Raw genomic sequence first — 14,429 nt, forward strand, 5'->3', positions numbered from 1 at the left:
AAAGCAGGCGTCCCCTACGGCGGCATCGCCATCACCGCCACCGTCTCCCTCCTCGGCGTCCCGCTGAACTACCTCGTCCCCGCCGAAGCCTTCGAAATCGTCCTGAACATCGCCTCCGTCGGCATCATCATGACCTGGGCCACCATCGTCCTATGCCAAATCCAACTCAAACGCTGGGCCGACAAAGGCTGGGTCGAACGCCCCTCCTTCCGCATGTTCGGCGCCCCCTACACCGGCTACCTCTCCCTGCTCTTCCTCGTCGGCGTCCTCATCATGGTCTTCATCGACTCACCCCTGACCATGCTCGTCACCGCCATCGCCTCCATCCTCATGGTCCTCGGCTGGTACGCCTGCCGCCACCGCATCCGCCAAATCGCCGAAACCCGCGACGGCTACACCGGAACATCCCCCGTGATCGCCAACCGGACGCCCATTTCCTGACCACAACGCCTCCAATCCTCCGAGCTGAAGAAAGACCATGACACCAGAGCCGCAGCCCACCCTGACCACATCCCGTCCCCAGCCCGCCGCCGTCGTCCACCACCAGGACGCCATGGCGCCCGCCCTCAAATCCGCCGGGCACGTCATCGTCGATTCGCTGGTGGCCCACGGTGTGGAACGCACCTACGTGGTTCCCGGCGAGAGCTTTCTCGACGTGCTGGACGGCCTGCACCAGTCCAGCATCGAAACCATCGTCTGCCGGCATGAGGGCGGGGCCGCATACATGGCGGAGGCGGACGGCAAGATGCACCAGCGCCCGGGCGTAGCGATGGTCACCCGGGGACCGGGCGCCGCGAATGCGCATGTGGGCCTGCACACCGCTTGGCAGGACTCCACCCCCATGCTGCTCTTCGTGGGCCTGATCCCGTTCGCCCACCGGGACCGGGAAGCGTTCCAGGAATTCGACATCAAGTCCTGGTTCGATACCGGCGCCAAGCGCGTCATGGTCCTGGACCATCCGGAGCGGGCCTCCGAGATCGTGGCCGAGGCCATGTTTGCCGCGATGAGCGGACGGCCCGGGCCCGTGGTTGTCGGCCTGCCGGAGGACGTGATCCGCCAGCAGGTCAGCCCGGTTCTCCACCCTGCGATACCCGTAGCCGCAGGGGGCCTGAGCGGCACGGACTCCGCGGCGCTGGAGGCTGCCCTGGCCGAGTCCAGCAAGCCGCTCTTCGTCACCGGCGGCAACGACTGGACGCAGGAGGCAGCCGGGCAGCTCACCGCCTGGCTGGAGCGGCACCACATCCCGGCCGCCGCCGAATGGCGCACGCAGGGCACGGTGTCCTTTGATTCGCCGTCCTACGTGGGGCCCATCGGGTACGGCCGGCCGCGCCCCACCTATGACCTCCTGGAGGAGACCGACCTCCTTGTGTTCGTGGGCACGGTGCCGGGAGATGTAATCACTGACGGATTCGTGTGTCGCCAGGACTGGAGCAAGAAGAACTTCCTGGTGACGGCGGACCCGTCCCTGCGCGGGCGGTCCGGACCCGTGTCCCGGCAGATCCTGGCCAAACCGGAGGCGTTCGTCCGCGACCTGGCGGGCATCGACCTGCCGGTCAAGGAGGAGTGGAAGGCCTGGACCGCCAGAATGCGCGCCGAGCAGGAAAGCTTCGCGGCGCTCCCTTCTGCGGTGCCGGCTCCGGGCCAGGCGAGGATGGACACGCTGATGGCCAACCTGGTGCCCCGTCTGCCCGGGGACGCGATGGTGACGTTCGGGGCCGGGGAACACACCAACTGGGCCCACCGGTATTTCCCCACCCGCCGCTACGCGTCCATGATCAGCGCCCGCAACGGCTCAATGGGGTACTCGGTACCGTCCGCGATCGCCGCTTCCCTGGCTGAGCCCGGGCGGCGGGTGGTGACCATCGCGGGGGACGGCGAGTTCCTTATGAACGGGCAGGAACTCGCCACCGCCGCCCAGTACGGTGCGACGCCCCTGGTGGTGGTCATGGACAACCAGGAATATGGCACCATCCGCACGCACCAGGAACGTCACTACCCGCAGCGCGTCTCCGGAACGCAGTTGAAGAACCCGGACTTCGCGCTGATGGCCAGGGCTTTCGGCGGCTTCGGCATCACCGTCACCGAGGACAGGGACGTGCCGGCCGCCCTGGATGCCGCGCTGGCGGCCATCGACGATGACGGGGTGTTCGCCCTTATCCACCTCATCGTGGAGCAGCGCGTCAAGGCGTATTAGGGTAACGGGCGGCTGCTGCCGCCGGTCCCCTCCGGTGACCCGGACGACGGCGGGACCTCCCGCCGTCGTCCGTTTGGGTTTAATGCCGGTCAGCGGAATAGAACGGCACCTACTGTAGTTGAAGCTTCAAGTAAGGGCATTTCAACGAAGGACTTCAGTGAATTTCCTATCCCGCCTCCTTGGAAAGAAGAACATCATGACTGACATCACCATCATTGGCACCGGCAACATGGCCCGCGGACTTGCAGCCCGCGCCGTCGCCGGAGGCAACAGTGTCCAGATCCTGGCCCACGGGGACAAGGCCACGGCCGACGCCCTGGCCGCGGAATTCACAGGCCAGGTGAGCACCGGCGTGCTGGGCGACGCCATCACCGGTTCCATCGTCATCCCGGCTGTGTACTTCGACGCCGCCAAGGACATCGTGGCCCGCTACGGCGACAGCCTCGACGGCAAGGTCTACGTGGACATCACCAACCCAGTGGACTTCTCCACCTTTGAAGGCCTCTCCGTTCCCGCCGGCAGCTCCGCCGCGGAAGAACTGCAGAAGACCACCGGAGCCAAAGTGGTCAAGGCGTTCAACACCACCTTCGCCGCCGCATTGGGTGCGGGCAAGGTGGCCGGCCAGCCGCTGGACGTCCTGGTTGCCGGCGACGATGACGACGCTGTCGCCGCCGTGGCCGCCTTCGCTTCTGCCGCCGGCCTGACCCCCATCATGGTGGGACCGCTCCGCCGCGCACGGCAGCTGGAACAGACCGGTTTCCTGAACATCCTGCTCTCAGCCAATGAGCAGCTGCCGCAGTTCCAGTGGAACTCGGCCCTGAGGTTCGTTGCCGCGGCGTAGCCCGCGAAGCACGCACCAGGACAGGCAGACGGGAAGGCCGGCACGTTCGTGCCGGCCTTCCGCCTTCAGGGGCGGCTAGAGCCGGTCAGTCCGGTCCTCGCCACCCTTATGGCCGGCACCCCGGAGGTTCTCCTGGACCTTCCCGAACAGGTCCTTGATGGTCGATTCCGCGTTGGAAATGACATCCACCGGCACGTAGACCTCATGCGTCACGGGCAGGTCGTATTCATCCTTCAGGTGCGTGCCGTTTCCCACTCCCGCCAGGGAAAGGTAGACCATGGCCTCAGTCCGCGCGATGCCGGCGAGCTTCCCGAAGACGACGGTGAACTCGTTCGGCTGGAAGCTGATGGTCTGCCCAATGTGGCTGCGGCCCAGTTCACCGGCCTGGACGACCTTCTCCGACTGGCTTCCGGTGTAGTCCATGAACTTCTCCTTCGATCGCCAACACGTACGCTGGCAGTCTAGCGCTGCCCCTCCGCGCCGTCACAGGGCCCGGCACAGCCGGTATTCCCGATAGAATCTGAATGGCCGGAACCTTCGTTCCGGACCAGCAAGCGGAACCGGCCCTGCACCCGAAGCGCCGACTCACAGCAGGAGGAGCAGCCGTGCGTGGTTCCCTCCCGCGGGCACCCTTCCACCTCCTGCGCGCCTCTGCTTTGGCGGCAGGCACCCTTGCCCTCGCCGCCGCCGCCCATGTCGCGGCCGGCGGCCAATTGCCGCCGACCGGAATCCTCCTTGCCGTCCTGGCGCTGACCGGGCTGGCCAGCACTGTGGCCACCCGGCTCCGGCTCTCGTTCCCCGCCATGACCGCACTCCTGGCCGGCGGCCAGCTTGCGCTGCACGAGCTCCTCACCGCCTTCTCCGCCCCGCTCCCGGGGGCGGCAACGGGGGCAGCGGCAACCCACCTGCACAGCGACAGCCTGCTCGCCTTGAACGGCTTTGCTCCACTCGCGGAACACCTGAGTCCGGCAGACCCCGGGCGGGCACCCCTCATGCTCGCGGCCCACGCGGCAGCGACCCTGGTTTGCGCGCTGCTCCTGGCCAAGGGCGAAGCTGCCCTGTGGGCACTCGCCGCCTGGCTCCGGCCTTTCGCGGGCCTTCCCCGCGCCGTTGCACCATTGCCCGCCGTCCGCCTGGACGGACTCTTCCGGCACGCCCCCGTGTGCCGCTCCCCCTGGCGCAACCTGCGCCAGGACAGCCGGCGCGGCCCGCCTTCCGCCGTCGTACTTCCGCTTTAAAGCCCGGCACCGGCCTCCCGGCGCCGGGGACCAGACTTTTGCACCCCTCGCCCAGAGGCGTGCGCCCGAAAGGCAACCCATGACAACCCCATTCCTTCGCCGTGCCCTGACCACGTCCGCAGCCGCCGCAGGCGCAGCTGCCCTGCTGCTCGCGGGCGCGGCCGGTGCTTCCGCCCACGTTGGCGTGACGCCAGACAAGACCGACGCCGGCGCCTATGCGCTGCTGACGTTCGGAATCCCCCATGGCTGCGATACGTCCCCCACCACCAAGGTGGCCATCACGCTGCCCCAGGAACTGAACGATGCCCAGCCCACGGTCAACCCGAACTGGACTGCAGAGAAGGTGACCGAACAGTTCGCCGAACCCCGGAAGCTTCCCGACGGTTCCAGCATCACCAAGCGCACCAGCCAGATTGTGTACACCGCCAAAGCGCCGCTGAGCCCTGAACTCCGCGACGCCTTGGTCCTGTCCGTGCACCTTCCGGACAGTGCCGGCGCAACCCTGCACTTCCCCACGCTGCAGACCTGTGAAAGCGGCCAGACGGACTGGTCCCAGATCGCCGCCGATGGGCAGGACCCGCACGGGCTCAAGGCACCCGCACCGTCGATCACCCTTACCGCCGGGGCAGGCGGAGATGGCCACGGGACAGCGCACGCCACCGCGCAGGCAGCGTCTGTGACCGGTACCGGCGCCGAGGCCCGGAGCTGGGCGGGGCTTGCTGCCGGGGTGGGCGGACTGGCCCTGGGCGGTGCCGCCCTGTTCCGGAGCCTTGGCGGACGCCGCACACCGGCAGCGGACACAACCGGCCACGCGCCCACCGGCGGTAAGTAGGGACGCATTTGATGCCCGGATCATCACGATCCGGGCATCAAATTGCTGTTACCGCATGTGGCATCGTTGACGCGGGCAACGGCTACCGCGAAGGTGGTGCCATGAGGTCTCAGAAAATTTCCCAGGGGTTTGCCTTGACGACGGCGGCCGCTGCTGCGGCGCTGCTGCTCACCGCGTGCGGGCCAAGCCAGCCACAGTCCCAGACGACGACCACGCCCGCCACCGGGCCGGCCAGCCAGTCCGCCACGTCATCGGCGTCCACGCCGCCTCCATCCTCCCCGGCACCGGCAACGTCGACGCCCGCTTCACCCGCCCCAGCCACCTCCGCTGCAGGCGGTCCGGGGCTGTGCAAGGCGGCCGGGCTCACCGCCGCAACTGACGCATCCGGCGGCGGCGCGGCCGGCAGTGTCTACATGAAGCTCAACCTCACCAACAAGGGCTCCGAACCCTGCATCCTTCGCGGCTACCCCGGCGTCTCCCTCGTAGCGGACGCCACCGGCGCCCCCATCGGCGCCCCCGCGGCCCGGGACGACTCCGCCGGCGTCGTTGACGTCCTCCTGGCCCCCGGCCAGACCGGCACCGCAGTCCTCCGGTACACGCAGGCCCGCAACTACCAGGGCTGCGCAGCCGTGGACGCCGCCGGGTACAGGATCTACCCGCCGGAGGACACCGACTCCCTGTTCATCCCGGAGCCCACCACGGCCTGCAGCAACGCGGACATTGCCCTGCTGAGCATTGGAGCATTCCAGCCCGCCTGACCGCTTGGCTTCGCGCCTCGTGGCAAGCTCCCGAATGACGCAAAGGCGGCCCGGCTCAGAAGCCGGGCCGCCTTTCGTTTCCTGTTGGGACGCCGTCGAACCAAAGCCCAATTTCATAAGTACACTTAGCAAAAGGCTGCCGACGGCGGGTACTTGACGAAACCGCCGTGTGAAGGCTGCCTACGAAGGCAGGGTGGAGATGACGTGTGGCGGAAGAACCTGCGGCTGTCCGCGGCCTGCACCCCTGCCGGCAACGACCTGCCGCGGGCTGGAACTGCGTGAGTGGATGGGCCCAGGGTGGGGCGCCGCCAAGCAGCAACGCGGGCTGGGTAGCGAAGTGTGCTGCCGAGGTCAGGGCCTGCGGCTGCCTCGGAGTTGGGTGTCGGTGCCGTGGGGCATGATGGAGGCATGAACCAGGAACAGCGTCCTGCCGGCGGCGGCGCCTCCGGCACGGCTACGCCCATGGGCCAGTTCAGCCGGCCCACCCGGGACTGGTTCCTGGGCGCATTTTCGGAGCCGACGCCGGCACAGGCCGGCGCCTGGAACGCCATCTCCTCCGGCTCGCATGCCCTGGTGGTGGCTCCCACCGGCTCCGGAAAGACGCTCGCCGCCTTCCTTTGGGCATTGGACCGGCTCCTGGTCTCGTCGTCGCACGCCCCCGGGCCTGCCCCGGAGGAACCGCCGGCCAAAGGCAAGCGCACGCGGGCACCCAAGCGCAAGACCCGCGTCCTCTACATATCGCCGCTGAAGGCGTTGGGCGTGGACGTGGAACGGAACCTCCGCTCCCCACTGATCGGCATCACCCAGACCGCAAAGCGGTTGGGGCTTCCCGCGCCGCTGATCACCGTGGGGGTCCGGTCCGGGGATACCCCCGCAGCCGAGCGCCGCGGGCTCCTCAGCAACCCACCGGACATCCTCATCACCACCCCCGAGTCCCTGTTCCTCATGCTCACCTCAAAGGCCCGGGAGACCTTGGCCGAGGTGGACACCATCATCATTGACGAGGTCCACGCAGTTGCCGGCACCAAGCGGGGAGCACACCTTGCCGTGTCGCTGGAGCGGCTGGATGCGCTGCTGCCCAAGCCCGCGCAGCGCATCGGGCTCTCCGCCACGGTGGAGCCCCGGGAACTCGTGGCCCAGTTCCTTGCGGGTTCGGCCCCGGTGGAAATCGTCGCTCCGCCGGCCCGGAAGAACTGGGACCTGACCGTTTCCGTGCCGGTGGAGGACATGTCGGACCTGCAGGGCGCGGCCGGGGCGTTCGATTCCGGTCCGGCGTCCGGGCTGCAGCCGCAGGCGTCCATCTGGCCGCATGTGGAGGAAAAGATCGTGGACCTGGTGCTGGCCAACCAGTCAACCATCGTCTTCGCCAATTCCCGGCGCCTCGCCGAGCGCCTCACCGCCCGGCTCAACGAGATCTACGCTGAGCGCCAGCTGGTGGCCGTGGGCGGCGGCTGGGACGGGCCCGGCCCGGAAGGGCAGGAAGCCGTACCCGGCACTGCGGGGGAACCGGCGTCGGGCATTCCCGCGTCAACCGCCACGCCCGCACACATGATGGCCCAGGCCGGCAGCTCGGCCGGGGCCGATCCGGTACTGGCCCGCGCCCACCATGGTTCGGTTTCAAAGGACCAGCGTGCGCTCATCGAGGACGACCTGAAATCCGGGCGGCTCCGCTGCGTGGTGGCCACGTCATCCCTGGAACTGGGCATTGATATGGGTGCCGTGGACCTCGTGGTCCAGGTGGAGTCGCCGCCCTCGGTGGCCAGCGGCCTGCAGCGGGTGGGCCGCGCCGGGCACCAGGTGGGCGAAATCTCGCAGGGCGTCCTCTTCCCCAAGCACCGCGCGGACCTGGTCCACACCGCCATCACGGTGGAGCGCATGCTGGACGGCAAGATCGAGCGGCTCAGCATCCCGGCCAACCCGCTGGACATCCTGGCCCAGCAGACCGTGGCGGCGACGGCGCTGGGCAGCATCGACGTGGAGGAATGGTTCAGCACGGTCCGGCGCTCGGCGCCTTTCGCGTCCCTCCCCCGGTCGGCCTTCGAGGCCACCCTGGACCTGCTGGCCGGTCGATACCCATCGGATGAATTCGCCGAGCTCCGACCCCGGATCATCTGGGACCGCAACGCCGGCACCATCGAGGGCCGGCCGGGAGCCCAGCGCCTGGCTGTGACGTCCGGTGGCACCATTCCGGACCGCGGCCTGTTCGGCGTCTACATCATCGGCACCGAACAGGAAGGCTCGGCCTCCCCCGCGGAGGACGGCAAACCGGCCCGCGCACCCAAGGGCGGCCGCCGTGTGGGCGAGCTCGACGAAGAAATGGTGTACGAGTCCCGGGTGGGTGACGTCTTTGCCCTGGGCGCCACCAGTTGGAAGATCGAGGACATCACGCACGACCGCGTCCTGGTCTCCCCCGCGTTCGGGCAGCCCGGGAAGCTGCCGTTCTGGAAGGGTGATTCGCTGGGCCGGCCGGTGGACCTTGGCCGCGCCCTGGGCGCGTTTGTGCGCGAGCTGTCAGCGTCCGACGCCGGCCCGGCCATCGAGCGCTGCAAGGCCAGCGGGCTGGACGACTTCGCCGCCAACAACCTCATCCAGTACCTCACCGAGCAGAAGCTGGCCACCGAAGTGGTCCCCAGCGACACCACGCTGGTGGTGGAGCGCTTCCACGACGAACTGGGCGACTGGCGGGTCATCCTGCACAGCCCGTTCGGCATGCCGGTGCACGCACCGTGGGCCCTGGCCGTGGGGCAGCGGCTGCACCAGCGCTACGGGCTGGACGGCTCGGCCATGGCGGCCGACGACGGCATCGTGCTCCGGGTGCCCATGATGGAGGACGAACCGCCCGGAGCGGAACTGTTCCTCTTCGATCCCGAGGAACTGGAGCAGATCGTCACCGCCGAGGTGGGCGGCAGCGCCCTCTTCGCCTCCCGGTTCCGGGAATGCGCGGCACGGGCGCTCCTGCTGCCGCGGCAGACCCCCGGCAAGCGCCAGCCCCTGTGGCAGCAGCGCCAGCGGTCAGCCCAGCTGCTGGATGTGGCCAGGAAATACCCCACCTTCCCGATCGTGCTGGAGACCGTGCGCGAGTGCCTGCAGGACGTCTACGACCTGCCGGCGCTGAAGGACATCGCTGCATCCGTGGAACGGCGGGAACTGCGGATCGTGCAGACCACCACGCAGCAGCCCTCGCCGTTCGCCAAGTCCCTTCTGTTTGGCTACGTGGCCCAGTTCCTGTACGAAGGCGATTCCCCGCTCGCGGAGCGGCGCGCCGCCGCGCTGGCACTGGACTCCACGCTGCTCAATGAGCTGCTGGGCAGGGTGGAACTGCGCGAACTCCTGGACGCGAAGGTCATCGACGCCACCGAACGCGAGCTGCAGCGCCTTGCCACGGACCGCCGTGCCCGCGGAATGGAAGGCATGGCGGACCTGCTGCGGCTATTGGGGCCCCTGGATCCGGAAGAGGCCGCTGTGCGGCTGGAACCTGCCGAAACCCCGGTGGCTGAGGCCGCCGAAACCGCGGCCAATGAGTCCGCCGAACCGGTGGCTGAGGCCGTGGAGACGGCACGCGCCGAAACTCCCTCCGCCACTGTGGCGGAAGCCACCGCCCACCTCCTGGCGCTGCAGCGGGCCAACCGTGCCATCAAGGTCAACATCGGCGGCGTGGAACGCTTCGCTGCGGTGGAGGACGCTGCCCGCCTCCGCGATGCCATCGGCGTGCCGTTGCCGATGGGTGTTCCGCTGGCCTTCATTGAGCCGGTTGCCGATCCCCTGGGCGACCTGGTCTCCCGGTATGCCCGCACCCACGGCCCCTTCACCGCGGCGGAAGCTGCGGCCCGGCTGGGCCTGGGCGTGGCCGTGGTGGGCACCGCGCTGAAACGCCTGGCCGCGGACGGCCGCGTGGTGGAAGGCGAATTCCGGCCGCACGTGACCCCGCCCGGGGCCGCGCAGGCGGCGCCCCCACCGCAGGACGAACCGAAGGATGGGACCGCCCAGGCATCCGCCCTGGAGTCCGCGCAGGAATCCGGCATTGAGGCCGGAACACAGCCAGCGGATGAACTGCCGCCCGTTGGGGCGGGCTCCCCCGCCGGCACGACGCATACCATCGCCAGCGAGTGGTGCGACGCCGAAGTGCTGCGCAAGCTCCGCCGTCGTTCCCTGGCTGCCCTGCGCGCGGAAGTGGAACCGGTGGATGCCGCCGCCTACGGCCGCTTCCTGCCGGCATGGCAACATGTCAGGACCCCTGGCGGCGGCCGCGGACAGCCCTCGCTGCGCGGACTGGACGGCATCATCACTGCCATCGACCAGCTCTCGGGAGTACCCGTTCCCGCCTCGGCGTGGGAACCCCTGGTACTGTCCACCCGCGTGTCCAACTACCAGCCGGCCATGCTGGATGAGTTGATGGCTGCCGGTGAGGTCTTGTGGTCCGGGGCGGGGGCGCTTCCCGGGAACGACGGCTGGATCAGCCTCCACCTGGCGGACTCGGTGGAGCTCACGCTGAACCCGTCCCCCGAGTTCGAACCAGGGGACGCCGGCCAACGGCTCCTGGACCACCTGCGGAACAACGGTGGCGGCTATTTCTTCCGGCAACTGTCCGAGGTGGCCGGGGGCATGGACGCCGTCCTCAGCGACCAGGAGGTGGTGGCTGCGCTCTGGGACCTGGCCTGGGCCGGCCGGATCACCGGAGACACCTTCGCCCCGGTGCGGGCCCTGATTGCCGGAGGCCACACCGCCCACCGCCAGGTGGCCCGCGCACCGCGGGCCAGGGCACCACGGCTGAGCCGGTTGGGCCGTTCCCATGGCACCGGCCTGATGGGATCCCCCGGACTATCCGGCGGCCGGTACGGATCGCAGGGGGCGGCCACCCCGCCCACTGCCGCGGGCCGGTGGTCTGCCCTGCCCGAGCCTGAACTCGATGCCACCATCCACGCCCGTGCCACCGCGGAACTGTTGCTGGACCGCTACGGCGTAGTCACCAGGGGCTCGGTCATGGCTGAGCAGATCCTGGGCGGTTTCGGCCTCATGTACAAGGTGCTGGCCCGGCTGGAGGAAGCCGGCCGCTGCCGCCGCGGCTACTTTATCGAGCACCTCGGCGCCGCCCAGTTCGCAGTGCCGGCCACCGTGGACCGGCTTCGCTCCTACTCGGAGGACACCGGGCTGGCCAAGGCCGAACCCGTGGCCCTGGCCCTCGCTGCCACGGATCCAGCCAACCCCTACGGTGCCGCACTCCCCTGGCCCGCTCCGCAGGACGACGCCGGCACCGGGCACCGCCCCGGCCGCAAAGCCGGGGCGCTGGTGGTGCTGGTGGACGGGGCGCTGGTTCTCTACGTGGAGCGCGGCGGAAAGACGCTGCTGGCCTTCAGCGACGACGACGCCGTCCTCGCGGCGGCAGGGGCAGCGCTGGTGGGAGTAGTGACCCGTGGGGCGGTGGACAAGCTGATCATGGAGAAGGTGAACGGCCACGGCATCCTCGACACCCCTGTTGCCGCTGCCCTCAGCGCCGCCGGAGCCTACTCCACCCCGAAAGGCCTGAGGATCCGTGCCTGAGGGGGATTCTGTCTGGCGGGCCGCGCACCAGCTGCATGAGGCCCTGGCGGGCCAGACACTGATTGCCTCTGACTTCCGCGTCCCCCGGTTCGCCACCCTGGACCTTTCAGGCTGGACCGTGGAGGAAGTGGTCCCCAGGGGAAAGCACCTGCTGATGCGTGTGGTCAGCCCCGAGGACAAAAGGCTGACCATACACTCGCACCTGAAGATGGAAGGCGCCTGGCAGGTTTATCCGCCCGGCGGGAGGTGGCGGAAGCCGGGTTACACGGCCCGGTGCGTCCTGCGCACGGCGGTGGCGGACGCGGTCGGCTTCTCACTGGGCATCGTGGAAGTTGTGGCCACCGCCAATGAGGATTCGATTGTGGGCTTCCTCGGCCCGGACCTCCTGGGCCCGGACTGGGACCTGGATGAGGCCGAACGGCGCGTCAGGTCCCGACCCGAGGTTCCCATCGGCGTCGCGCTGCTGGACCAGCGGAACCTTGCCGGGATCGGAAACATCTACCGCTGCGAGGCGTGCTTCCTGTCGGGAGTGCATCCCGCCACCCCGGTTGCCGACGTGGCGGACGTGCGGACCATGATGACCGACGCCAAGCAGCTTTTGGAGGTCAACCTGGGTGCGGGGCGCCGCGTCACGATCCTCAATAGCCGGGGCATGCCGGTGGGCAGGATGGCGGGCAGGCCGGGCTACTGGGTCTACGGCGGAGAGCGGCGGCCGTGCCTGAAGTGCGGCACGCCCATCCAGCGCGGGCTCCTCGGCAAGCCGAACGGCGAAGAGGAGCGGGACATCTACTTCTGTCCGAGGTGCCAGCCCCCGCCTGCCTGACGTGCTGCCCGCCGCTTTAGCAGTTCGCCGTGGTGGGTTCCTTGGCGGCACTGGCCTTGCCGGTGCCAACCACGAAGCGCGGCAGCAGGAGGTGGACCAGGGGACCAATCGCCAGCGCGTAGACCACAGTGCCCACACCCACCGATCCGCCCAGCAGCCAGCCGGCCGCCAGCACCGTCACCTCAATCAGTGTCCGGGAAAACCTGACCGTCCATCCAGTGCGCCGGGCAAGACCGGTCATGAGGCCATCGCGGGCACCTGGCCCGAAACCGGCACCGATGTAGCACGCAGAGGCCACGGCATTGACCAGCACGGCGCCCGCGAGGATTCCGATCTGGGCGGCCAGGTGGCTCACCGTCGGGATCAGTGCCAGCCCGATGTCCGCGAAGACGCCCACCAGGATGGCATTGCAGAGCGTGCCGAAGCCGGGCATCTGCCGCAGCGGAATCCACAGCAGCAGCACCAGGAAGCTCACGGCGATCACCACCACTCCGATGCTCAGCCCGGTCCGGTTGGCCAGCCCCTGATGGAACACGTCCCACGGATCCAGGCCCAGGCCGGCGCGGATAAACATGGCCAGGGAGATGCCGTACATGGCGAGGCCGGTGAAGAGCTGGACAAGTCTGCGGGTCATCATGGAACCATGATCACAGCCAACTGGCATTGAATTACAGAGCCAGTCTGAAATACTGGCTACATGGCTGCTGCCCTTACCGCCCTCGCGCTGTCGCGCCTCCTCGGCCCGTGGAACACCGGTACGGGGCCGGCATACCGCGAACTCGCCGACGTCGTCCGGCTGCTCATCCTGGACGGCAGGATCCCGCTGGATACGGCGCTGCCCAGCGAACGCGCGCTGTGCGCGGCACTGGATGTCAGCAGGACGACGGTAACGGCGGCGTATTCAAGCCTTCGGGAACAGGGATTCCTCAGCAGCGGCCAGGGCAGCCGCGGCCGCACCCGCATTCCGGAATTGACCCCTTTTGGTTCAGCCCTCTTCGGTCCGCAGCCTCCGTCCACCGGCGCGCTGGCGGCGCCGGGGCTCACCGCACCCGGACTCACGGCGCCGGGCGGCCTGGTTGATCTGGCCTATTCGGCGCTGCCCGCCAGCGGCGAGGTGGTGCACCGGGCCTTCGCCGCAGCGCTGACGGAGCTCCCGGCACTGCTGCCCGGGTTTGGCTACGACGCCCTGGGACTGCTGCCGCTGCGGCAGGCGGTCGCGGACCGCTACAGCGCCGCCGGAGTGCCAACCCAGCCGGGCCAGATCATGGTGACCTCCGGAGCCCAGCACGCCCTGACCATCATCATCCGCACCCTGGCTGACCGGCAGGACCGGATCTTGGTGGAGCACCCCAGCTACCCGCACGCGCTGGATGCCATCCGTTCCGCCCGGTGCCGCCCCGTGCCGGTGGCCTTCGCCGATTCCGGCTGGGACCTGCCCGCGATGGAAGCCGCCATGGTCCAGCAGCAGCCAAAACTCGCCTACCTGGTCCCGGACTTCCACAACCCCACGGGCCTGATCATGCCTGATGCCCAGCGCCGCCAATTGGCCCGCGCGGCCGCCGCGGCCGGAACCGTGCTGGTGGCGGACGAAACCCTCCGTGATCTCAACCTCGACGGCGTTGCCACCACTCCCCTGGCGGGTTTCGGAAGCACCGCGGTGTCCATCGGATCACTGAGCAAGTCGCACTGGGGCGGCCTGCGCACCGGCTGGATCCGTGCCTCGGAATCCATGATCCAGCGCTTTGCGGCGGCCCGGACCACGTTGGACCTGGGCGGCCCCGTCATGGAGCAGCTGGCGGCAGCCCATCTGGTGCGGGCGCTGGAAGAACCGCTGCCTGCCCTGCTGCAGACGCTGCGCCGCAACCGGTCGGCCCTCCTGGATCTCCTGGCGGAACACCTTCCCACGTGGCAGGTGGCTCCGCCCGCCGGCGGCCTCTCCGTATGGTGCCGGCTCCCGGCCCCCATCAGCACGGCGCTGACGGTCCTGGCCCCCGACTACGGCATCAGGCTGGCCGCCGGACCCCGGTTCGGAATCGGCGGCGCCTTCGAACGCAACCTGCGGCTGCCCTTCACGCTTCCGCCGGACAAACTGGAGGTGGCCGTCCTGGCCCTCCGGGCAGCACAGGACCGGCTGGACGCCGCACCCCAGCTGCGTCGCTCACTCACCCAGGCTCCCGCCGTCGCCATCGCCTAAGCGCCGCCACC

10 protein-coding genes and 1 pseudogene are annotated in these 14,429 nt (G+C 69.1%); 9 read left to right on the forward strand and 2 right to left on the reverse strand.

Annotated features, from left to right (window positions below):
- The 3 genes and pseudogenes from AC1DIP_RS11220 to AC1DIP_RS11230 all read left to right on the forward strand — a co-directional run.
- A pseudogene (locus AC1DIP_RS11220) lies at nt 1-441 on the forward strand (amino acid permease); the annotation flags it as partial.
- A 37-nt stretch (nt 442-478) separates the two neighbouring features.
- Entirely contained in the window at nt 479-2,194 is a 1,716-nt protein-coding gene (locus AC1DIP_RS11225; RefSeq protein ID WP_477733786.1) for a thiamine pyrophosphate-dependent enzyme, read from the forward strand.
- A gap of 196 nt (nt 2,195-2,390) precedes the next feature.
- On the forward strand, nt 2,391-3,035 hold the full coding sequence (locus AC1DIP_RS11230; RefSeq protein WP_477733787.1) for an NADPH-dependent F420 reductase: 645 nt from the start codon (nt 2,391-2,393) through the stop codon (nt 3,033-3,035).
- A gap of 75 nt (nt 3,036-3,110) precedes the next feature.
- Here the strand turns inward: AC1DIP_RS11230 and AC1DIP_RS11235 are convergent, their stop codons facing one another.
- Nucleotides 3,111-3,458 carry a hypothetical protein gene (locus AC1DIP_RS11235; RefSeq protein WP_477733788.1) on the reverse strand — a complete coding sequence of 116 codons (348 nt, stop codon included), beginning with the start codon at nt 3,456-3,458 and terminating at the stop codon, nt 3,111-3,113.
- A 182-nt stretch (nt 3,459-3,640) separates the two neighbouring features.
- On the opposite strand from AC1DIP_RS11235, the gene AC1DIP_RS11240 reads away from it, so the two are divergent.
- From AC1DIP_RS11240 to AC1DIP_RS11260, 5 genes are all read left to right on the forward strand, one after another.
- Complete coding sequence (locus tag AC1DIP_RS11240; protein ID WP_477733875.1) at nt 3,641-4,273, forward strand: hypothetical protein; 633 nt, start codon at nt 3,641-3,643, stop codon at nt 4,271-4,273.
- A 79-nt stretch (nt 4,274-4,352) separates the two neighbouring features.
- Nucleotides 4,353-5,105 carry a YcnI family copper-binding membrane protein gene (locus AC1DIP_RS11245; protein WP_477733789.1) on the forward strand — a complete coding sequence of 251 codons (753 nt, stop codon included), beginning with the start codon at nt 4,353-4,355 and terminating at the stop codon, nt 5,103-5,105.
- Nucleotides 5,106-5,206: 101 nt separating this feature from the next.
- A complete protein-coding gene (locus AC1DIP_RS11250) occupies nt 5,207-5,863 on the forward strand; it encodes a DUF4232 domain-containing protein (protein WP_477733790.1) in 657 nt (218 codons plus the stop codon).
- Nucleotides 5,864-6,271: 408 nt separating this feature from the next.
- Nucleotides 6,272-11,401 carry an Lhr family helicase gene (locus AC1DIP_RS11255; protein ID WP_477733791.1) on the forward strand — a complete coding sequence of 1,710 codons (5,130 nt, stop codon included), beginning with the start codon at nt 6,272-6,274 and terminating at the stop codon, nt 11,399-11,401.
- A complete protein-coding gene (locus tag AC1DIP_RS11260) occupies nt 11,394-12,224 on the forward strand; it encodes an Fpg/Nei family DNA glycosylase (protein WP_477733792.1) in 831 nt (276 codons plus the stop codon). Before AC1DIP_RS11255 ends, AC1DIP_RS11260 begins: the two co-directional genes overlap by 8 nt.
- Nucleotides 12,225-12,240: 16 nt before the next feature.
- Here AC1DIP_RS11260 and yczE read toward each other — a convergent pair whose 3' ends face one another.
- On the reverse strand, nt 12,241-12,861 hold the full coding sequence (gene yczE, locus AC1DIP_RS11265; protein ID WP_477733793.1) for a membrane protein YczE: 621 nt from the start codon (nt 12,859-12,861) through the stop codon (nt 12,241-12,243).
- A gap of 60 nt (nt 12,862-12,921) precedes the next feature.
- Between yczE and yczR the strand changes: the two genes are divergently transcribed.
- Complete coding sequence (yczR, locus tag AC1DIP_RS11270) at nt 12,922-14,418, forward strand: MocR-like transcription factor YczR (RefSeq protein WP_477733794.1); 1,497 nt, start codon at nt 12,922-12,924, stop codon at nt 14,416-14,418.
- The last annotated feature ends 11 nt before the right edge of the window (nt 14,419-14,429 follow it).

Source organism: Pseudarthrobacter sp. 05T312 (assembly GCF_056396685.1).